Annotated in this window: 8 protein-coding genes; all 8 read right to left on the bottom strand. The window is 68.3% G+C overall.

Annotated features, from left to right (window positions below; all coding sequences use genetic code 11):
- Positions 1–321: 321 nt before the first annotated feature.
- The 8 genes from AC5P57_RS16685 to gspK all read right to left on the bottom strand — a co-directional run bounded on the left by AC5P57_RS16685 (position 322) and on the right by gspK (position 22,016).
- Entirely contained in the window at positions 322–12,705 is a 12,384-nt protein-coding gene (locus tag AC5P57_RS16685) for a filamentous hemagglutinin family protein (protein ID WP_262235028.1), read from the bottom strand.
- Positions 12,706–12,907: 202 nt separating this feature from the next.
- The gene (locus tag AC5P57_RS16690; RefSeq protein WP_099553491.1) at positions 12,908–14,140 is read right to left on the bottom strand and encodes a substrate-binding domain-containing protein; all 1,233 of its coding nucleotides are present in this window, start codon (positions 14,138–14,140) and stop codon (positions 12,908–12,910) included.
- Between the two features lie 271 nt (positions 14,141–14,411).
- Positions 14,412–15,611: a type II secretion system inner membrane protein GspF gene (gspF, locus tag AC5P57_RS16695; RefSeq protein WP_099553488.1), complete on the bottom strand. Its 1,200-nt coding sequence runs from the start codon at positions 15,609–15,611 to the stop codon at positions 14,412–14,414.
- Positions 15,612–15,618: 7 nt separating this feature from the next.
- A complete protein-coding gene (gspE, locus tag AC5P57_RS16700; protein WP_099553486.1) occupies positions 15,619–17,052 on the bottom strand; it encodes a type II secretion system ATPase GspE in 1,434 nt (477 codons plus the stop codon).
- Entirely contained in the window at positions 17,049–19,430 is a 2,382-nt protein-coding gene (gspD, locus tag AC5P57_RS16705; protein ID WP_315974201.1) for a type II secretion system secretin GspD, read from the bottom strand. Before gspD ends, gspE begins: the two co-directional genes overlap by 4 nt.
- A complete protein-coding gene (locus AC5P57_RS16710) occupies positions 19,427–19,954 on the bottom strand; it encodes a type II secretion system protein M (RefSeq protein ID WP_262235026.1) in 528 nt (175 codons plus the stop codon). Before AC5P57_RS16710 ends, gspD begins: the two co-directional genes overlap by 4 nt.
- Positions 19,951–21,114, bottom strand: a complete 1,164-nt coding sequence (gene gspL, locus AC5P57_RS16715; protein WP_262235025.1) for a type II secretion system protein GspL — start codon at positions 21,112–21,114, stop codon at positions 19,951–19,953. The genes AC5P57_RS16710 and gspL overlap by 4 nt, the downstream gene beginning before the upstream one ends.
- Positions 21,111–22,016, bottom strand: a complete 906-nt coding sequence (gene gspK, locus AC5P57_RS16720; RefSeq protein WP_262235024.1) for a type II secretion system minor pseudopilin GspK — start codon at positions 22,014–22,016, stop codon at positions 21,111–21,113. The genes gspL and gspK overlap by 4 nt, the downstream gene beginning before the upstream one ends.
- Between the last annotated feature and the right edge of the window lie 8 nt (positions 22,017–22,024).

Raw genomic sequence — 22,024 nt, forward strand, 5'->3', positions numbered from 1 at the left:
CCACATCCACGCATGGCGTGGATCTACTGCCGACCAGGGTCGGCACCTGCCGGGGCGCGTTGGCATGACCCGGCGCCCCCTCCTGCCGCCGGGCGCTCTCCTGCACCCGGCGGCGCCGTGTCGGTGATCCTCACCGCTGATGGCCGCTCCCTGCCCTCCGTGCCATCCTGGCTGGGGCCGCCACCGTTCCGTGGCGGCTGGCCCGATGCTGTTCGTTCTTCCGGCCCGATCGCATCCACGCATGGCCTGGATCTACCGCCGACCGTGATCGGCAGCGATGTGCGCCGACCAACGTCGGCACCTACCGGGATCGTGCGATGCCTAGCGTCGCTGCGTGCCCTCGTCCCGACGTGCCTGCGGGAACTGGAAGGCACTGTTGGCGTCGTAGCCGCTGTTGGCGGTGTCGCCACGCGCCGGTGGCGCGATGCTGCTGGTGCCACTGCCGAAACCGAGGATCTGCACGCTGATCACCGATGGCTGGTTGCGCCGTGCATCGTCCTGGCTCTTGCGCATCACATCCTGTGCCGCCTGGCTGGCGCTGCTGGCCGCCGCACTGGCCGAAGCCAGCGCGTTGACATTGACGGTGGCCAGGACCGGCAGGCCCTTGCTTTCGCCCTGCACCTGGATGTTGGCGGCATTGAGTACCTGCAGTGCGGCCAGATTGATGTTGCCCGACACCCGGATGCCAGCCTCGCCGGCATCGATGGTACCCAGCGGAGCAACCAGATCGACGTCGCCCGGCGGCACCTCGGCGATCGGGTTCAATGTCGCGATACCCGCACCGCTGGCCGGTGCCTGCGGCGAAAGGATCACATTGCCCCAGGTGTCGTACAGGCGGCGCGGCGGCGTGTACAGCAGGCTGGTGCGCGAACCGCGGCCAGCATTGATGTCGCCCTGCTCCGACCACGCCAGGATGTCACCACCAAAGGTGGTCATCACCCGCGACAAGCCCAGCAGCACGCTGTCCTGGCTGAACAAGCGGACGTCGCCCTGCCCCTGGGTGACCAGGCCGGCGCTGGCCGGTGGCACCACGCCCTGAACGCCTACAACGATCCGTCCACCCGGTGCCATCAGTTCGATGTTGCCGCCGGCCTCGGTGCGTACGCCGGAACCGCCGTACATCAGGATATCGCCGGTACGGTCAATGGTCGCCCCACTGGCGTCCTTGTCCGGCATCAGCGTGGCGATGGCTTCACGCCCGCGCAGGTACGAACCGAATCGCGGGCCCTGCGCATCGGTGTACTCGCGGCCACCTTCGCGCAGCTCGGCGTAGTAGACCTGGCGCAGGAAGATGCGTTGCTGTTCCTTCGGCAGCGCGTCGAACAGGGCCAACGCCTCTGCACCGTCGGCAGTCCTGCCGAAGCGCTGCTGGAGCCACTGCTTGAGTTCCCTGTCGTAGATCTTCACCGCCTTGCCCGGCTGCGAGGCCAGCGACTGCTCCGGGTCGGCCTGGTTGGCCGGATCCAGGTAGCGCGTCCGCACTGAATCGAAGTCGATGTGCTGGTTGCCGGCGGTCAACGCGATGCTCGCGCCCGGGCGGGTGTCACCCTGCACGATGCCGCCCAGGCTGACGATGCTGCCGGCCTCTTCCTGCCGCAACTGGCGGCCCGCACTGACCTCGGCGTTGCCCGGGCCGGCCACGGTCATGCTGCTGCGGACGATATCGCGGCCAGCGCTGATCATGCTGATGTCGGTGCCGGTGGTATTGAGCGATGTGACGTCCGATTCGAGCACATCGCGACCGGCGCGCAGCTGCACCGGCGCGCCGGCTTCGTACCAGTTGACCACCGAGCGCCCAGCACCCGCCGAAGAAAGGTCCAACGTGCGCTGGCTGCCCACCGTCAGGGAGCTGATGTCCCCTGCAGCCGCATAGAAGCGGCTGATTGCCGTCGGCTGCCACACCAGGCTACCCGCCAGCGGCGTGTTGGGCCCGAAGGCGAACAGGGGCAGTGATGCCTGCACCGAAGCACCGGTCGCATCGACCGACACGTTGCTCCGCACCGTCGCACCCGACGCATCCATTGCGATGAACGCCGGATCGAAGGGGTCCGGCAGGCGCACGTCGGCACCCGATCGGGTGACCTGCAGGCCATGCTTGGTGGAGAAGATCGACCCGCCAGCCAGAATGTCGAGGCGGCCACTGGCCGAGGGGGCCAGCAGCAGCACGTCCTGGGTGGTCCTGTCGGTCTCCTGAACGCCTTCCAGCCGCGGCAGCGAAATGTCACCACTGGCCGCGACGGCGCTGAAGCGGGACGGATACAGCCAGTAGTTCAGCCGGTCCATGGCACCGGTCACCCTGACCTGTTCCGCCCTCAGGTTGCTTCCGGTGAAGTGCATCGTCCCGGCCAGCGAAGGCGCCAGGCCTCCCCCTGCCGAGAACAGGTCCAGAGCAGTATTGGCCGTCCACAGCGAGAACCAGCTGGTACCGGACGCATGTCGCCCATTGTCCAGCAGCATATCGGTGTAATTGGCCACCGGTACACGACCCGGATCGGCCGCCCCGCCCAGCACCAGATCACCACGCGCCTGCAACTGCGCGGTGGCATCGCCCAGCAGGACCACCGGCCCACCCATCGCAACCGCGGAGCTGACCTTGTACGGTTCCAGCGAGGAATAGCTGTTCAGGGTGGCAGTGAGTCCGCCGATGCGCGCCGCATCCACCCGGGCACTGCCACGCAGGTTGACCAGCGCACCGTTCAGATCCAGGTCCTGCTGGTAGTCGCTCGGCTGCAAGCTGCTGGCACGCAGGCCCGGATTCAATGCCCCTCCTGTGCGCACGCTCAGGTCGCCACCACCAGTGAGGTGCAACTTGCCGTCACTGACCCGCCCCGTAGAGCCGACCGCCGCCACCACTGCACTGGAATGTGGCGCCGCGAAGAAGCCCAGGGCATTGCCCATCGGATCACGCACACCGGCATCGCGCCCCGCCTCGATCGCCAGGTTGCCACCGCCCAGCGTGCCGAAGCCGGTGAAGCCAACCATGCGTGGCGACTTGTTCGGCCCCCCCTGCACCGCGCTGTAGGTGCCGAAATTGATCCACCAGCTGGTTGCCGTCGGCTGTACGCCGGCCGCAGCGGACGTACCCTGCCGCCACAACCAGTTGCCGACTGCGGCACTGGCATGGTCGGCCGGGTCGCGGTCCGGCGTTCCCGATTCCGCGCGCGCACTCCACACGTCGCCGATGATGTCGCTGCCCGCTTCGATGCGAAGGTTGCCACCATGATCGGGATACCAGGCCTGGTAGTTCGCCAGCGCGGCATCATAGGCGCCGGGGACCAGATTCGGGCCCAGCAACGAGGCACTGCCGGGCGCCGCCGAGCGGCCCGGGTTGAACGCCGCGTCCTTGCCGTCGCCGAGCGCGGTGGGCGCACCGGCGGTGTAGACACCGAACGCAGAGCGCATGTGCACGTCCCGCGCGGCCAACAGTTCCAGATCGCCCTTGCCGGTACGCAGAACACTCCAGGCCGGTGTGCCCAGGCGCTTGCCATAGGTGGTCACTTCGGTCAGCGTGCCGCCGCCATAACAGTAGCCGACGGTGGCGCAGAACGCCTCCTCGGTCATGCCCATCATCTCGGCGAAATCCTTGGCCGACGTCCCCACATAGGTCTCGTCACCCCAGAAGTCCATCGACCCCTGCTTGTCGACCAGACGCGGCGCGGGACCACAGTAGGGACCAGCGGCGCAGAAATCGTCCTCGCTCATGCCGAAGAATTCGGCCACCTCCTTGGCCGGCTTGCCCACCAGGCTGTCATCGCCAGCCCAATCCATCGACCCGTCCACCGAGACTACGCGGTCGCCCTTCCATTCGGTCGTCGTGGTAGCCGTACCGATCGTGGCGTAGTGGCTGTCGGCCAGCACGATGCTGCCCTCACCACCCCAGCGCCGCGTGCGTGGATCGGCCGCGTCAGCGTCGGCACCTGCCACTGCGGTCAGGTCCCATGAGGTGGTGCCCTCCGGCAGCATCGATGCCAATGCCCAGTTGCGCCCCTGGTTGCCCGCGGCGTCCGCCGGCCGCAGTTTGACCGGCTCCCCCCCGGCCAGCACCACCTTGGTCATCGTGGGAATGAGCGACCCGGCGCGCAGGTTCAGGGCAGTGGCGAGCGTCAGTCTTGCCGGCAGCGGAACGTTGGCCGGCCACAGCTGCGCCGCCATCGGCGCCTCGCTGCGCAGGCGGAAGCCCGCACCCAGCTGGTCTCCGGTCCCCAGGGTGATCGGTTGCGCCAGCACCGTACCCGCCGCAATCACCTGGCCGCCGTGGATGACTGCCGCACCCAGCACGGTCCCTGCAGGCAGCAGCAGTTCGCCGGACAGCACCATCGCCGCCGGCAGCACCGTGCCTGCCGGCAGGCTGATGGCGCGGAACGGCAGGTCATAGTTGAGACGGGCACCCTGCTGGAACTCGGTGCCCGGCTGCAGCTGCACACCTTCGCCCGGCACCACCAGGTCGCCGCCGAATGCCGTGTTCGCCGAGTTGAGGCTGCGGCCCTGCACCAGGACCCAGCCACTTTCGTCCGGATTCGCAGGCGGCGGCGCGAAACCGTCATTGATGCTGCCGTAGACGTTGATGTCGCCCTCGGCACGCAGCACCAGCGCCGCAGACTCGCCGAAGCCACGTCGTGCCGGATCATTCCGGTTGGACTGCGGCCCATAGCGATAGCCAGACAGGTCGATGTCACCGGCCACGACCAGGTCGCCGCGTGGATTGTCGGCGCCCTTGCGGGCGACGACCTGCACGCCCGGGCGCAGGTGATGCTCGCCCAGCGCGGCGATGCGCTGCTGCAGGTCCGTGTTGGCGAAAGCGGCGTTGAACCACGCGCTGCTGTCCGGATCGACCACGGTATCCAGCCAGCGCTGGTTGATCATCTGCGGACGGTAGCCATGGACATCCGGTGCGCTGGTCTGCGGCGCGTTGTCGTAAGTGCGGAAGCCGTTGACCTGGATATCCCCCGCACCGGCAATGCGCACGCCGGCCGCCACATTGATGGCCGCATCGTCGCCTCCGACCCGCGGCACGTTGAGCTTGATCGTGCCGCGCGCACGCCCATCGTTCTGGCCGGCCGCCTTGCCCAGCGCTACGCCGCTGCCCGCACGCAGATCCATGCCTGCCGCGTTGCCCAGCACCAGTTCACCCTGCGTGGAGGTCAGTTCGATCATCGCCCGGTTCGGGCTGTCGATGATCTTGCCGTAGCTGTCCACGCGCAGGCCGCTGCCATGTGCGTCCAGCGTTCCGTCCACCCGCAGCCCATCCCGTGCGGACAGACGGATGCTGCCCACCTGTTCGCCACTGGCGTCTATACGGCCATCCACCCGCAGGCTGCCGCGATCGACACTGATGTCGACATTGCGCGCCTTCACTTCATCGCCCACCCGCAGATCGCCTTCGGCAAGCTGGAAGGTACGGCCACCGGTGACGCCACCTGCAGTCAGGCGCATGTTGAGGCCGGTGAAATCCTGCAGCTGGCGCGCGCGGATGACCGCCTCGCCAGCGTCGAACGGCACCATCGTGCCACCCGCATCGTATCGGCCACTGGCGCTGCCCAGCACGCTGCCGGCCAGGTCGACGCGGCCGCCCAGCTCGCCCAGCGCCGTCACTGTCAGGCGACCACCACGGTTGTCCAGTGCAGACAGGTCGATGCGCGAGGCCGCGTCGGTGTGGATGTCACCGGCGGCCGAAGACAGCAGTACGTCGCCACCCCAGCTGTACTTGTCCACGTCGAACAGGCTGACCCTGCGCCCAGCCAGGTCCAGCAGCGCATTGGCGCCCAGCATCAACCCGTTCTGCGCCACGGCGTCCAGCCGTCCGGACGCCAGCGCAATACGGCTGTCCAGTACGATCCGGTCGGCCTTCAGACTCAGCTCCGCGCCCAGCGCATCGCTGCCCGGGGTTGCACCCGCACCCTGCACGCGCAGCGTTCCGCCACTGTGCACGGCCAGGCGCGCGGCCGCATCGCCGGTCAACAGCGGGGTGTTGATATCCAGCGCGCCGCCGCTGTACTGCCAGCCCTGCCCGGTGACGTAGCCACCCTGCGACTGGTAGACATCCAGGCTGCCCTTGGCGGAAAACACCATGCGCTCGGAGGCGCTCAGGTTCACCCCGGCAAAGCCAAGTACCTGGCGGTCGGCAGCCACTTCGGAACTCGGGCGGGTGAACGGCGCGCGCCCCAGGGTCAGCGTGCGGGTGACCATGTCCAGCTGGCCGCTGCCGAGGCGGCCCACCATGGCCTCGCCCGGCCCCTGTGCCTGGCTGCTGCCCGGCACCTGGTCGACCGCCAGGGTACCGTCCCACACCAGCGTGTCGGCGAAGATGCGCGCACGATCATCCGCGCTGCCATAGCCATGAATGGCCGGTGCACCCAGCACCAGGCTGCGCAGGCTGCTGCGCCCGGTGACCGCATCGCGCGTATCCAGATCGACGCTGCCGAACACATTGATGGAATCGCGGGCGGACAGGCTGAGCGTATCCATCGCCGGCGCGCCGATCGCCGTATTGCCGCGTAGCAGCTGCTGCAGCACCTGCTGGTTCATGGTCATGCCCTGCGGCAGGCCACCCGTCGCAGCTGCCGCAGCGATGGCCTCTGCTGTGCCCAGATTCAGCGCAGACATGCCCAGGCCGAGTTGCCGCGTGCCATAGCTCACGCTGTCGCGGATGTTCAGCGCGCCATCGGTGGCGATGGTGATGCTGCCATCGGACACCAGACGAGCCTGACCGGTGCAGTCCTGCTGGCAACCTCCCAGGTCGATCGCAACCGGTCCTGCCGATGAAGATTCTGACGTGGTAACAACGTTCAGGCGCCGATTGGAGACCGCCAGCAGACCACCTCGGGCGAAGTAAGGCTCGACCGTTTCGCCCGCCCGCGACACCGTCGCTGCGGACAGGGTGTCGATCGACGCGCCCTGTTCCAGCAGGATGCCGCTGCCCCCGAACGCAGCAGAAACCAGCACCTCCTGCGCGGCCAGCGTCACACCCGAGCGCAGCACCACACTCCTTGCATTGCCGGTAATCGAGCTGCTCGCCAGAGCGGCGCGGCTGAAACTGCCACCGATCAGCAACGTGGCAGGACGGAACGCATTCAGTGCTGCATCGGTGATGGTCGCGCCAGGGCCGGTGGCTGCCGCGCCGTCCTTTCCGATGACTTCCAGGTCCCTGCCTATCGCAGTGGTCAGGTTGACCGACAGGATGCCGTCGCGGCCCTGCGCGCTGCCGGGATTGAACCGTGCAAGCCCGGCGAACGCGACGGCCGCCGTGCCGGTGCGTCCCGCACCGTCACCCAGCACAAGATTGACATTGCCGGCGTCCAGCGGACGCCAACGCATCGGCTCGCCGCGCCGTTCCGCCGTTCCCTGTACGAAGGCGTTGTAGCTGGTTTCGTTGTAGCCCGAGTGGCGCCGTACCACCTCGGCCGGGGTCACCACCATGTCGGTCAGCAGTGGCGAGGTACTCCCCCCCAGGCCCTGGCCCTGATGGCCGGACAGCCGCCAGGAACCGGTTCCCGTCGACAGCGGCTGGTTCATGCCGGTCGCGCCGGTCGCGCCCACTTCCACCCGGAACGCGCCTGACTGCAGCGCATAGCTGGCCGGAAGCAGGGTGTAGGTCCCGGCCGGAAGGCCCGGTACGCCGGCCGGCACCGTGATCTGTTGACCGACGCGGGGGTCGGCCGTGCCATCGGCCATGCCCGCTGGTGCCGGTACCTGTGCCCGGCCCGGCATGATCGCGTACACGGCGCTGCCCGATTGGCTGAAGCCATAACGTGGATTGGCATCGGCGAGCGCCGCACGCAGCACATCCACCGAACCACCACGGCCAGCAACGAAGGCGCCACCATTCAGTTCACCGCCGCCGGAAACATCCAGCACACTGCCCGGTGCAGCATCGACCACGTTGGCGGTGATCGTGACGCCAATCGGATTGCTGATGCCGCCGGGCCCCGACAGGTCGAAATCGGCGCCACTGAAGCGCCAGGTGACACCGTCGACCGTGCCGCCAAACGGCAGGCTCAGGCCCGCACCGCTGATCGAGGTCACACTGCCCGGCAGCAACTCCACCCGGCCGGCACTGCTCCGGCCCGACTGGCTGCCGCCGATCAGGATCTGGCCCCAGGGCGCCTGCACGGTGCCTCCCTGTTGCACTGTTGCGCCCAGCAGGGCAAGGCTGCCGAAGGCCGAGTCCGGCGGTGGCAGTGCGGCGCCGCCGCTGTTGCTGATGCGTAGCACCGCATCCGGGTTGACCCAGCCAGAGAGGCGCGTACCAAGGTCGGTGGCCGACGCGCCGGCCATCAGCCGTCCGTTGGCACGCAGCGTGGGATACAGGCGTGCCGCGTGCACATCCATCGAGCCCGGCACCAGCACCGACGATTCCTGCGCGCGCACGGCACCGGGCGCCAGAAAGCGGATATCGCCGCTGCTGTGCAGGCTGGCCTGATCGAAACCGGCCAACCAGTTCACGTCACGGATATCGAGCAGGTCCGCCTGCACGGAGAGCGCGTGCCCTCGGCCGATGGCCATCGCCGCCACCCCGGGCAACGACAATCTGTCGGCACTCACCTGTGGGCCGGTGCCCTGCGCCAGGCGCAGATACGGTGCTGCCAGTGACACGCGGCTGCCCTGCGCCGCATCAGGCAGCAGGCCCAGCGCGTTGGCCTGTATACCGTGCAGGCGCAGGCTCTGCCCCATGCGCAGGTCGACATCGCCATCGGCACGGATGTCACCCAGCAGCGACAGGTGCTCGAAACCACCGGCCTGGATCTGCTGCACGGAAAGCGGCGCATGCCCGTACTCGAGGCGCCCGCCCTGCCGGCTGGGATCTGCCGTCTGCTGACTGAGCAGGATCGCGCGGCTGGCCAGCACGTCCTTCTTGTCCTTGTCGACGTTCTCGCCGTAGACACCGCCGACGAAGGCGACGCCCAGAGTGCCGCCGCGTGCGCCTTGGCCGCCGGCCCTGGCATCCAGAACTCCCTCCAGGTACAGGCCGTTGGCCGAGCGCAGCGCGATGCTGCCACCGTCGCTGTCGACCTGCGTGCGACCTTGTCCATCCACATCCAGCGTGGCCGACGTACCGGTGGCCAGTAGGCGTGCCCCCTGCTCCACGACCACGAACGCATCGGGCGCACGCACGACGGCATTGGCGGCCTCCCAGTCCAACGGGCCACCTATCTCGATGCGGCCGCCGCCCTGCACCTTGCCCTGCAGCCGCCCGCTGGCGTCCGCCAACGCAACGGAGGTGCCGCGCACGTCCAGCTCGGCGCCCTCGGCAATCCGCCAGGTGCGGCCATTCGGCTGGCCGGCGTACAACCCGATCGGGGTGAATGCCTCGTTCAAGGTGATGCGTCCACCCAGCGCACGAACGGTACCCCGCACGTCGATGCTGCTGTTGCCCAGCAACGCGACGGACTGGCCCGGATCGACCGCGACCAGCGCGCCTTTGCCGATCTGCACATCACCGCCCTCGGCATTGCGGCCCGAACGCAGGGTCACACTGGCACCTGCGCGCTGGCTGACCCGCCCGCTGATCGGGTCGGCTGTGTACAGCGGCGCATCCCAGGCCTCCAGTGCCTCTGCGGCACTGCCGGCCCGGCGCGCCGCATCGGTCATGCGCAACCCGGGTGCCGCCACCACCAGCTGAGTGCCATCGGCGACGGTCAGGCCCTGATGGCCATTGATGTCGTAGCTTCCGAAGCCACTGCTGAACAACGAGGCCTGCAGCTTCAGCGCCGCATCATCCGCCCCACCCTCGCCGATCTGCACGCGTCCGCCGCTGGCGAGACTGAAACTGCCACGACCACTGCCGCCACGGCCACTGAAGTGGCTACCCTCGCCAAGTACGACCCGGCCACTGCCATCAGCGCTGACCTTCGCGCTGCTGGCCGTCAGGCTTGCACTGCCGCCCTTGCCGATCTGCCCCTTGCCCTTGGCGTCGATCAAGCCGCCGGCGTCGGCCAGGATGGCGGCGCCGTCACCCAGCACCACGTCGTGGCTGTTCTGAAGCTCTACGCTGCCGCCGTCGATCCACGCCTGACGCGCACCTTCGCCGGGCTGGGTGAGGGCATTGCTCCAGCCCCCGCCCACGTCGATACGTACGCCTTCGCCGATCCGCACCGCGCTGCGGCCTTGGACCAACAGTGCCGTCGTCGTTGCCAGCACATCCAGCAGGTTGCCTGCGCGCACCTGGCCACCGGCGATGCGCACGTCGCCAGCGAAGTTCACCTGGCTGCCGAGCAAGGCAAGCTGGCCGCCGTCCTGCAACTGCAGCATGCCCTGCAGATCCACGGTTGCCGACGTCGCCAGGTCGAGCCGGCCCCATTGCTGTGCGCTCAGGCGCGAACCATCCAGCCACACCGTGTTGCGGCGTGCCTCGTCGATCGGCGCCTGCAGTGTCCAGTCGGTCGCGGTCGCCGCTGGCGTACCCACACGGATCTGCGAGTCGAACAGGCCAGTGCGGCCGGTGCTGTCATAGCGTCCCACCCACAGCTGCGCGTTGCGCGCCACGGCAGTCTGCGCCTGCGCGTAGCCGTCCAGCGCCTGATCGGGGCGACGCACCTGCTGCGCGCCCTGGAAGGTCTGGGTATCGACCTGGCCGTCCAGCACGGCCGTGGGTGCCGACACCAGCAGCCGGCCCGCATCACGGCCGACCGTGTAGCCATTGTCCACGCGCTGGTCGGGAGCAATGAGCGGGTTGCGGAATGACTCGGTGACACCCCAGCGTTCCTGCTTGACCTCGAAGCCCTTGTACAGACCGTCGTAGAGCATCTCCGCCGGCGCATCATCAAGGCGATACAGCTGCCCGTCGCGCCCGCGCAACCAGCTCTGCTGGATGGCGCCGGACTGCACGTCCAGGCTGCCGCCGGCCAGGTTGATGCGCGAACCAGCGTGGCTGACCACGTCCTTGCCTGCCAGCTGCACGGTGCCACCCTGGGCCGCCCATTCGCCGATTGAATGGCCCTGGTTGTCGAGGTAGCCACCCACCTCCAGCAGCCCGCCACCGGCATACCAGCGCTCGCCTTCATGGCCTCCCGTTCCCGCGGCCACGTGGGTCAGCAGGCGACGATCGATCCAGACCTCGCTGCTGATCAGCTTGCCGCTGTCACGGTTGTCCGGCGAATCGCGCAGTTCGTTGCCCTGCACTTTCACCTTGACGTTGTTGCTTTCCATCGCCACCTGCACGCCCACCGCGCCGGAGACATCGACGCGGGCGCCATCGCCGACATAGCTGCGCCGCGCCGCGTCCGCGATCACCTGGCCGCCGGTCGCCACCGCCAGCGAGCCGGCCTGGAAATCCACGTCGCCACCGGAGACAACCTCGATACGCGACTGGTCCCGACGGTCCTGCAGCCGCGACAGGTTGTCGAAGGTACCGCTGTTGCTCCTGCCGCGCAGCGCGTCCTGTTCAGCCGATTCCTTGATCACGGCGTCGCGCTGGCTGTCCAGCACCGTGCTCTTGCCATCGTCCTCGATCAGCACCGCGGTCGTGGAGCCCGTCGCCAGGGTGACGCTGCCCTTCGTATCGGAGGCCGAGTTCAGCAGATGCACGGTGCCGCGCTGGTTCAAGGTGGTCGTGGCCACCGCCACGCCCGCCTGCTCGACCGCGCGCCCGGCCAGGGTGATATCGCCTTCGCGCGCCTGGATCAGGCCGCTGTTGCGCACGCTGCCGGCACTGCTGTCGGCAATGAAACGCGGCGCGACTTCGTTGCCTCGGGTAGTGGAGGCGGTGTTCTGCGCGGTGCCCACGCCGCGCCGGATCACGAAACTGTCACCGGCCGCCAGCTGGGCTTGGCCCTTGCGGGTCTCGATCTGGCCAGCGTTCTCCACGCTGTGGCCAGCCAGCAGCACGTAGCCGCCGCCACGGGTGGCGGTGGTGGGCTCGTGGGTACTGATGCGCGCGCCCTGCTCGACCATCACCTTGCCGAAGGCATCGGTCAGTGAGGCCGTGCTGGCATCGGCGCTGTACAGGCCGTTGTCGCGGAACTGCGCATCACTGATGCGTGTTGCCGCCGCGACCAGATTGCGCACGTTGACCTGGCTGTTGTTGCCGAACACCACGCCGTTGCGGTTGGCCACGAACACCGTGCCACTGGCCTTGAGCTGGCCGAGGATCTGGCTGGGCCGGGCGTTGGGATCATTGACCCGGTTCAGCACCGCCCAGTCGGGGTTCTGCAGGAAGTTCAGCGTGGTATTGCCGCCCACGTTGAAAGTCTCCCAGTTGAGGATCGCCTTGTCCGCGGTCTGCTCGATGCTGACCTGGACCCGGCCATCGGCCCCTTGCGACTGGATGGCTTCACGCGCGTTGATCCAGCCGCGCGTGAGTGGGTTCTCGTCCGCCTTCAGGCCGTCCTTGCCCAGGCCGTCGGCGATCACCAAGCCACCGTCGCGGCGCACCTGCCGGGCCTGCTCCTGCAGGCGCTGCTGCAGGGCGATCGCCTGCGCTGCGGTGCCGAGGTTGTCGATCGATTGCTGCAGCTTCTGCCGCGCCGCGTCCTGCTGCTGTGCCGGCAGCTGGAACTGGATCGGCACGCCATTGGGCATGCGCCCGCTCTGTGCCGCTGCCCCCTGGGCCGCACCGCGATCGGCGAACCATGCCGGGCTGAATGCCTGCTGCGCCTGGCTGGCCGGAGCAACGACAGAGCCCAACGCCACCGCAATGGCCCAAGCCATCGGGTGATTGCGGCGCAGCAGCGCGGCCGGACGAACAGCGGACGTGAGCGGGTGCGACATCGGGACCTCGGCAATCGGGTGGGCCGCGGCGGCGGCAGCAATCGGAAGGCACGTGCAACGCGTGCCCTGCCCTTGATAGACGGTCTACGTGACGTGAAGCCGACAGGAATCTGCGGTCCCCACAGGCGACTGACCAGGGAAACGAAGACGCCGGCCCAAAGGGCCGGCGTCGGGTCAAACAGATATCAGCAAGCGGTCGCGATTACAGCGGGCGACCGATGTTGGCGCAGGTGCTCGGGTTGTTCAGCGCTGCAGCGTTGCCGGCCAGCACGAAGCGGGCACGGATGGCTTCACGCCAGGTCTTGGTCAGCGGGATGAAGCCGTGGGCACGGACGGCGGCATCGTTGGTGCCGTTGGTGCCGGCGTTGTAGTGGTTCATCAGGAAACCACGCAGGCTGTTGGCAACCGCGGTGGCCTTGTAGCACTGGCCGAACACCAGGTTGGTGTAACCGGCGATCGGGTAGCCATTGGCCGGATTGCCGAACACCGGCACCCACTTGGCCGGGTCGCTGGCGTCGGCACCGGACGGCGGAGCTGCGGATTCCAGGGTAGCCTGCACGTCCACTTCGTTCGGCGAATAGCCCTTCACCTTGGCGACCTTGGTCGCATCGCTCAGGGCAGCCTGGCGAGCAGCTTCGGTGTTGTCGGCAGCCGGGATGGCGTCCGGGCTGACGTAGCCGATGCGGCCCACGGCAGCCTGCACGGTGCTGTACAGCGCGCTGCCGCCGGTGGCGCTGGCCGGGATGAAGTTGGCCGGCGCGGTGTTGTTGACGAACAGGTTCTTGAAGGTCGACTGCACCGCGAACTTCGGAGCGGCGGTTTCGCCCGTTGCCCAGGCAACCTGCTTCAGGGTGGTGCCTTCGACGTCGGCCTTGGTGCAGGCGGTGGTCAGGAAGCGGGTCAGCAGTTCGCTGGTGCCGCTGCTTTCGTCGCGGTAGACGACAACGAGGTCACCGCTACGGCCCGACCCGGCAATGTCTTCCCACTTGGTGATCTTGCCCGAGAACACGCCGCAGATCTGGGTCACGTTCAGGTTCAGGGCGCCACCGGCCTTGTTGAACGGAACGGTGACGGAGGTCGCGACCGACGGCACCTGGATCAGCGCGCCGTAACGGTTGGCATCGCCAGCAACGTTGTAGGTGGTGTTGTAGGTGGTCAGTTCGGTGCCGCTCAGCACCGAGTCGCTACCGGCGAAATGCACGGTGCCGGTCGCCTGGAACAGCGCCGAGTTGTTTTCAAGGAAGGCCTTCTTGCCGGTGCCCGAGCCGGTCACGGCGTAGCTGAAGCTGGCCGGCAGGATGCTGTCCGGCTTGCCCTTGTACAGGTCGGCCGGCAGCGAAGCGCCACCGCCGGTGACAGTCTGCGCCGAAGCGGCACCGGCGGTGGCCAGCAGCGCGGTGGCAACCAGCGCGGCCAGGGTCTTGTACTTGTTCATGATCTTCTCCTGAAGGGTTTACTGCGAAGGGAAACGCCAAGGGAGGAACGGTCACTACACGCCTGCTGCCGCCGAGGGCCTCCCAGCCCACTCTGCGGCGACGTGTCCATGCTGGTCCGTGCCGATGACAGGCCGCTTAAGAAACCTGTGGAAGATCGAAAAAAGGTATGGAGGATTGTGTGGAGAAATCCAGGTCTCAGTAGATCCACGCCATGCGTGGATGCGCCGCCCAGGGTGCGCGTCGGTTGATCCATCCACGCATGGCGTGGATCTACTGCACCAGCTGATTCATTTCCATGATCGGCATCAGCACCGCCAGCACGATCGTCAGCACTACGCCGCCCATCACCAGGATCATGGTCGGCTCCAGCAACGCAGTCAGTGCCATCGCGCGACGCTCGAGCTCGCGCGAGATCGTCTGTGCGGCGCGATCCAGCAGCGGTGCCAGCGAACCGGTCTTCTCGCCACTGGCCACCAGATGCACCAGGATCGGCGGATACACCTTCTGCACCTTCAGCGCAGAGCCAAGCGCGGCACCTTCGCGCACGCGCGCGGACACATCGTCGGCACAGCGCGCCAGCAGCGCATTGCCCAGGGTCTGCCGCGCCGCCTCCAGTGCACGCAGCAGCGGCACACCGGCATCCAGCAGGATCGCCAGTGTCGAGGCGAAGCGCGCACTGTTCACACCCAGCACGAATCGCCCGACCATCGGCACCCGCAGGAGCATCGCGTCCCATCGCAGGCGCAGCTCGGGCTTGCGCAGGGCCAACCGCCAGGCCACCACCAGCGCAGCGATACCGAGCCCCATCCACATGCCCCAGCTGCGCACGAACGCGCTGGCGGCCAGCATCACCTGCGTGAGCATCGGCAGCGTCTGGCGTGCCTGCACGAACGCGGTCACCACCTGCGGCACCACGTAGCTGAGCAGGAAGATCACGATCGCCACCGACACCAGGCTGATCGCCGCCGGGTAGATGAAGGCGGTCAGTACCTTGGCCTGCAGCGCATTGCGCTCTTCGATGTAGTCGGCCAGGCGCTCCATCACCCGTGCGAGGTCGCCGGAGTCTTCACCTGCACCCACCAGCGCCCGATAGATCGGTGGAAAATCGCGTGGCCGCGCTGCCAGCGCCACGGTCAGTCGCTGGCCGGCACGAACGTCGGCGCGTACCGCGGTGAGTGCCTGGGCCACGTGCGGGCGCTCGGCCTGCTCGATCACCGCGCTCAATGCGCCTTCCAACGGCAGGCTGGCAGCCAGCAGGCTTGCCAGCTGACGCGTGGCCCAGGCCAGCTCGCTGGCAGACAGCCGGCGGGCGCCCCAGCCACTGCCCGCACTGCGCGCCGCACTCACCTGCACCGGTGTCAGCCCGCGACCACGCAGCAGCTGGCGCGCACCGCGCGGGCTGTCGGCATCCAATTGGCCCTTCTCGATGCGGCCCTGCGCGTTGGCAGCCTGGTAGTCGAACAGTGCCATGCAGGCCTCAATCGTCGCCGGTGACGCGCAGGATCTCTTCCAGCGTGGTCACCCCGCTGTCGACCCAACGCTGGCCATCCTGCCGCAACGTCCGCATGCCGGCGCGCCGTGCGGCCTCGCGCAGCGCGGGCTCACCCTGCCCTTCATGGATCAACGCACGTACCCGGTCGTCGACCACGAACAGCTCATGGATGCCGGTTCGCCCCCGGTAGCCGCTGTTGGCGCAGGCTGCGCAGCCCACCGCGCGCCATACGGTGCGACCCTCGCCATCCACCTCGGCACGCCGGCACTGCGTACACAGCCGCCGAACCAGCCGCTGCGCCAGCACACCACGCAACGAGGACGCCAGCAGGAACGGCTCCACGCCCATGTCGGCCAGGCGGGTCACCGCCGAGATCGCATCGTTGGTATGCAGCGACGCCAGCACGCCATGCCCGGTCAGCGACGACTGCACGGCGATCTGTGCGGTTTCCAGGTCGCGGATCTCGCCGATCATGATGGTGTCCGGATCCTGGCGCAGGATCGCGCGCAGCGCGGTGCCAAAGCTCATGCCGATGCGCGCGTTGACCTGGATCTGGCCGATGCCGGCGAAGTCGTACTCCACCGGGTCTTCCACGGTGAGGATGTTGCTGGTGCTGCTGTCGAGCTGGCCCAGTGCGGCGTACAGCGACGTGGTCTTGCCGCTGCCGGTCGGCCCGGTGACCAGCACGATGCCGTGCGGCTGCCGGATCAATCCGGTGAACGTGGCCAGTGTGTCATCGGCCATGCCCAGGCGCTGCAGCTGCAGGCGACCGGCATCCTTTTCCAGCAGGCGCAGCACAGCACGCTCACCATGCCCGGTCGGCACCGTGGAGACGCGGATATCCAGCGGCCTCCCGCCGACGCGGATCGCGATGCGCCCGTCCTGCGGCAGGCGCTTCTCGGCAATGTCCAGGTGCGCCATGATCTTGATGCGCGATACCAGCGCGGCGTGTAGTGCGCGCCGTGGCTGCACCATGTCGCGCAGCGTGCCGTCCACCCGGTAGCGCACCACCGAATGAGTCTCGAACGGTTCGATGTGCAGGTCGCTGGCGCCATCGCGTGCAGCCTGTGCCAGCAGTGCATTGATCATGCGGATCACCGGTGCATCGTCCTGTGCATCCAGCAGATCGGTGACCTCCGGCATGTCCTGCATCAGCCGGTCCAGATCGACCTCGCTTTCGGCGGCACCGACCACGGCAGCGGCATCACCGCCGTCACGGTACTGCTCACCCAACCGCTGCTGCCAGGTCGCGGCATCCAGTGCCTGGAACGGCAGCGGTCCATGCCGGCGGCGCAGCTCGGCCACGGCCCACGCCGCGGTGTCGGCGGTGCCCAGCAACACGGGCTCGCCGCCCGCTTCGGACAGCATCACGCCATGGCTGCGCACCCAGGCGTACGGCAGCGGTGCGGCGGTGCTCACGGCCCGATCACCAGTTCCGGCGTGTAGCCCAGCCCGCGCAGCTGCTGCAGTGCCGGGTCCAGCGTTGCCGGATCGCGCGGCAATCGCACGCGCAGGCGCTGCCCACTCTCGCCCGGCGTCGCTTCGGCATAGGCCTGCAGGCCCAGTGCCCGCACCTGCGCCACGCCCTGGCTGGCACGCGCCGGGTCCAGTCCCTGTGCGAACTGCACCAGCTGGGCATCGCCCTCACCGGCCGGATACAACGCCGCCAGGCTGGTGTTCTGCAGCGGCTGGCCCTGTCCATCGCGCGCATTGCCTTGGCCGAGCACAGACAGGTCCTGCGGCGGCAGCTGCGGTGCGGACAACGCCGGCAATGCCCAGCTCTGTACGGGCTGCGCGCCGGCCTGCGCGTTGCGCATGTAGTCATAGCGGTCGCGGGTCAGGCGCTGGCCGGCGGCGGGATCGCGCACCACGTGCGGGCGCAGGAATACCATCAGGTTGGTCTTGGAACGCTTGCGCGTATCACTGCGGAACAGCGCCCCCAGCACCGGGATCTTTCCCAGCCCCGGCACCGCATCACGGCCGTGGCTGACGTTGTCCTCCAGCAGGCCACCCAGGACCATGATCTGGCCATCGTCCAGCAGCACGCTGGTATCCAGTGCACGCTTGTTGGTGATGATGCCGGCGGCACTGTTGGCACTCTGCGCGTCGATGCTGCTGACTTCCTGGTAGATGTCCAGTTTCACCGTGCCACCTTCGGAAATCTGCGGGCGCACCCGCAGCTTCAGGCCCACGTCCTCGCGCACGATGGTCTGGAACGGATTGTTGCTGCCACCGCCACCGTCGGTCACGTAGCGGCCGCTGACGAACGGTACGGTCTGGCCGACCATGATGCTGGCCGCCTCGTTGTCCAGCGTCATCAGGTTCGGCGTGGACAGGATGTTGGCACCGCCCTTGCTCTGCAGTGCGTTGGCCAGCGCTTTCATGTTGAGGATCTGGCCGACACCGGGCAGGTTGATGGTGCCGTCGATCACGCCGATCTTCAGGCCGTCCTTGGGCAGCACGTCCAGGGTGGTGCGCGCGGTGGTGCTCAGCCCGCTGCCGCCGGTGGCCCCACCGAAATGGGTGCCGCCGAAGGTTCGCCCGTTGCCCAGCATCCACTGCACGCCCAGCTCGGCCGCATCGGTCTGGTTGACCTCCACGATCAGGCTCTCGACCAGCACCTGCGCACGGCGCTGGTCGAGCTGGTCGATCACCCGCCGCAGGTTGCGGTACACCGGCTCCGGTGCCGAGATCAGCAGCGTGTTTGTGGCCACGTCCGCCTGTACCGAAATGCCGTTCTGGCTGAAGCCGGTGCTTCCCGCATCGATCGGGTCACGGCGGCTCGGGTCCAGACGCTGTGATTCCAGCGCATTGCCTCCGGTCTTGGCCTGCTGCGGCTGCGACGGCTGCGCGGGGGTGGAACGGTTGGCGTCGCCGGGCAGTGGTGTGATGCCTTCGTTGCTGCCCATTGCCGGTGCATCGCTCTGCCCGGCCACCACGCCCCGCAGCACACCGGCCAGCTGGTTGGCCTGGGCATTGCGCAGGTAGACCACATGCAGGTTGCCTGACTCGTCCTGGGCGCGGTCCAGCTTCTCCACCAGCTGCCGCGCCAGACGGGTGCGTCCGGGACTGCTGGAGCGCAGCAGCACGCTGTTGCTGCGCGGGTCGGCCATCACCACCACCTTCTGGGTGGGCTCGGCGCCCTGCGCATCCAGCAGCGGCGCGACCATCGCCGCGACGTCAACGGCAATGCCCTGCTGCAGCTTCACCACGTCGGTGTCCATGCCGGCCGGTGTATCCACGCTGGCGATCACCCGCGCGATGCGCTCCAGGTTGTCGGCATAGTCGGTGATCACCAGGGTGTTGTTGCCCGGATTGGCGGTGATCGGATTGTCCGGGCTGATCATCGGTCGCAGCACCGCCACCAGCGCGGCCGCGTTCTCGTAGCGCAGCGCGAAGGTGCGCGTGGCCACCTCACCGCCGGCACCACCGGTGCCGACGCGCCCTCCCAACAGCTTGGCATCGGCCTGCGGCACCACCCGGCTGACGCCGCCGTTCTCGACCACCGCGAAGCCACGCATGCGCAGTGCACCGAGCAGCAACTGGTAGGCCTGGGTACGACTGACCGGGCCATCGGAAACCACCGTCATCTTGCCGGTCACCCGTGGGTCGACCAGGAACTGGCGCCCGGTGAAGCGCGCGGCCATGCGCAGCACGCCGCCGATATCGGTATCCACCAGGTTCAACTGCACCGGCTCGTCGCGGGTGTCCTGCGCCAGTACCGGCGCCGGTGCGTGGGCCATGCACACGATCAGAGCCAGTGCGGTACTGCAGGCAAGGCTGCGCATCGCCCTCATGGATGGGCACCCACGTTGAGCGCCATCACGATGTTTCCGGAAATCCGTGCCGCCGGCATGTTCGCATCCCCTGTGCGTGTCAGTTGCAGCTGCTTCAGTTCGATGGCCGGGTCGGCCAGCAGCGGCAGCAGCCAGTTCCATAGCGCGTCGGCGGGCACCGCCTGCACCTGCAGGTGCCAGCGCCCGTCGCGCGCTTCGATATGCAGGCCGTCGGCAAGGCCGGCGGTCTTGATGCCATCGCGCAGCCCGGCCAGTGTCGGGTGCTGGCCCTGCGCCTGCTGCTGGCGCTCGCGGGCGCGCAGCAGCGGTGCCAGTAGGCGGGACTGCGCCTGCAGCCGGGGTAGCTCGGCCTGCCAGTGCGTACGCTGCTTCAGCAGGGGCTCCAGCCACAACGACCACAGACCCGCCACCAGCAGCGCCACCACCATCACCCACAGCATCAGCCGGTCGCGCGGTGGCAGGCGTTGCCAGCGCAGCTGCAGGCCCACCAGCCCCTCGCCCAGCCGTAGGGTGCGGGTCGTCACTGTCCAGCTCCGCTCACCCGCAGGTGTCCACCAGCTTCGCGCGCCAGTTGCAGGCCCTGTGCCTGCACCGCCTGCTGCCAGTGCTCAAGCCGCTGCGGATCGTCGGCCAATGCCTGGGCATCGGCATCCAGCTCCATGTCCAGCTGCCCGGGTTGGTAATGCAGGCTGCGCACCTGCCCTGCCAGCTCCGGGACCGCCTGCAGCGTGCTGGCAACCTGACGCTGCAGCACCGGCAATGGCGGCGCCGGCGGTGGCACTGCAAGTGCTCGCCTCGCCTGCAACACCGGGTCCACCACATCGGTGATCTCCGGGAAGCGCGCGCTGAACTGCCGTGCCATGTCCTGCTGCAGCGCTTCACCCTCGATCCGCCAACGCGAGACCTGCAGCTGCAGGCCGAGTGCAGCCAGCAGCACTGCTGCCAGTGCCAGGCCGATCGCCAGTCGCGGTGCTTGCCGGCCTGCGCCGGGCAGCGGCAATGACCAGCCTGGCAAGGGGCCACAGGCCTGCTGTTCATGCGTGACGGCGGTGGCCGGCAGGCTGTCCGGCCACGTCTGCGGCACACTATCGATCCACTGCACGGCCTGCACGCCGGCCTGTTGCAGGCGCACGGCCAGCGCCTGCATCACCGCACAGGCGTCACGTCCGCCATACCATTGAACGAAAGCCCGATCGCGCCCGCGGCGTACCAGCAGGTGCTCGCCGCTGACCTGCAGCGTGGCATGGCCGTCCTGCCAGGGCAGCAGCAGCGGCGTCGGATACAGTGCCTGCAGCCGCAGGGCACACGAAGCCAGCAGCTGCTGCGCCTGCACTATCGCCGGCTGGCCGAGCCAGGCCACCGGAACCGTGCCGTCTGCCGCCTGCGCACCGTGGGCCAGCGCCACCTCCTGCAGGTCATCCAGCAGCATCGCCTCCACCTCACCCTGCAGCGCCGACTGCAGGCGGCGCCCGGACAGCGGCGGCAGCTGCAGTTCCAGCAGGATCAGATCCTGGGGATCGAGGCAGGCCAGCACCCCGGCCTGTGGATGGCGGCGCCCCAGCACAGCCAACGCTTCGCGGCCGTGGGCCTGCATGCCCCCCTTGTGCAGCAGCGCCCACTCGACCTCGCTGTCGGCGCGCAGGTATTCCAGTGGCGGCAGGCGCACCCTCAGCTGCACGCTCATGCACCGATCCTCGTCCATACGCGCTGCACACGCACGCTGTCGTCGCGGTACTCGCGCCAGATCAGCGCGCGGAAGTCGACCGTACTGCCATCGGCCTGCACCTGGCCGAGGGCGAGGAACCATTCGCTATGGATGCCAAGCGGCACTACGGCCATCTGTGCGTCGCTCAGTTGGAGTCGATGGGCGATGTCGCCGCGGTTCAGCAGCCATTGGCCGCCGTCACGTTCACCGAGAAGCGCCCGCAGGCGCGCAGGTTCTACACTGGGTGCGACGGCCTGCAGCACGCTGATGTCACTGGTATTGGCATTGACCAGGGTCTGCGCCGGCAGCACCACGGTCCGCCGTGCCAGCGCCTGCAGTGCCACCGGATCGGCGCCGGGAAGGGCCTGCTCGATCATGGCGTCACGCGACAGCGGCGCCTGCGCCTGGATGTCGCCATCGCGCAGGCGTGCCTGGATATGGTCCGCCGCGGAGGCACAGGCACCCTGCCCCAATCCCTGCCCGGTGCACAACGCAACGAAGGCGCGTCGCGCCTCCGGGTCCACCTGACCATGGGCCAGCAGATTGCGCAGGTTGAACATCGACTGGGCATCGACCAGCTGCAGCTGCACCGGTAACGGTGCCTGCAGCTGCAAAGGACGCGCCCAGCGCCCGCCACGCACCGTGGTCAACTGCTCGCGCACATCTTCTCGCAGCTGCTGCGCCGCACGCTCCAGCGTTGCGTCCACGGCCATGCGCACCTGTGCGCGCAGCTGGTCGCCACGCAGCGCACGCAGCTGGGCCGACTGCCGGGTCAGCAGTGCCGTGGCAATCACCGCCACCAGCGCCACCACCAGCAGGGCAACGATCACCGCCATGCCACGTTGACGGACACTCGAAACAGAACGCATCCGGGCTGACATCGGCCTGC

The sequence above is a fragment of the Stenotrophomonas sp. YJH_SMC_79 genome (assembly GCF_059367995.1).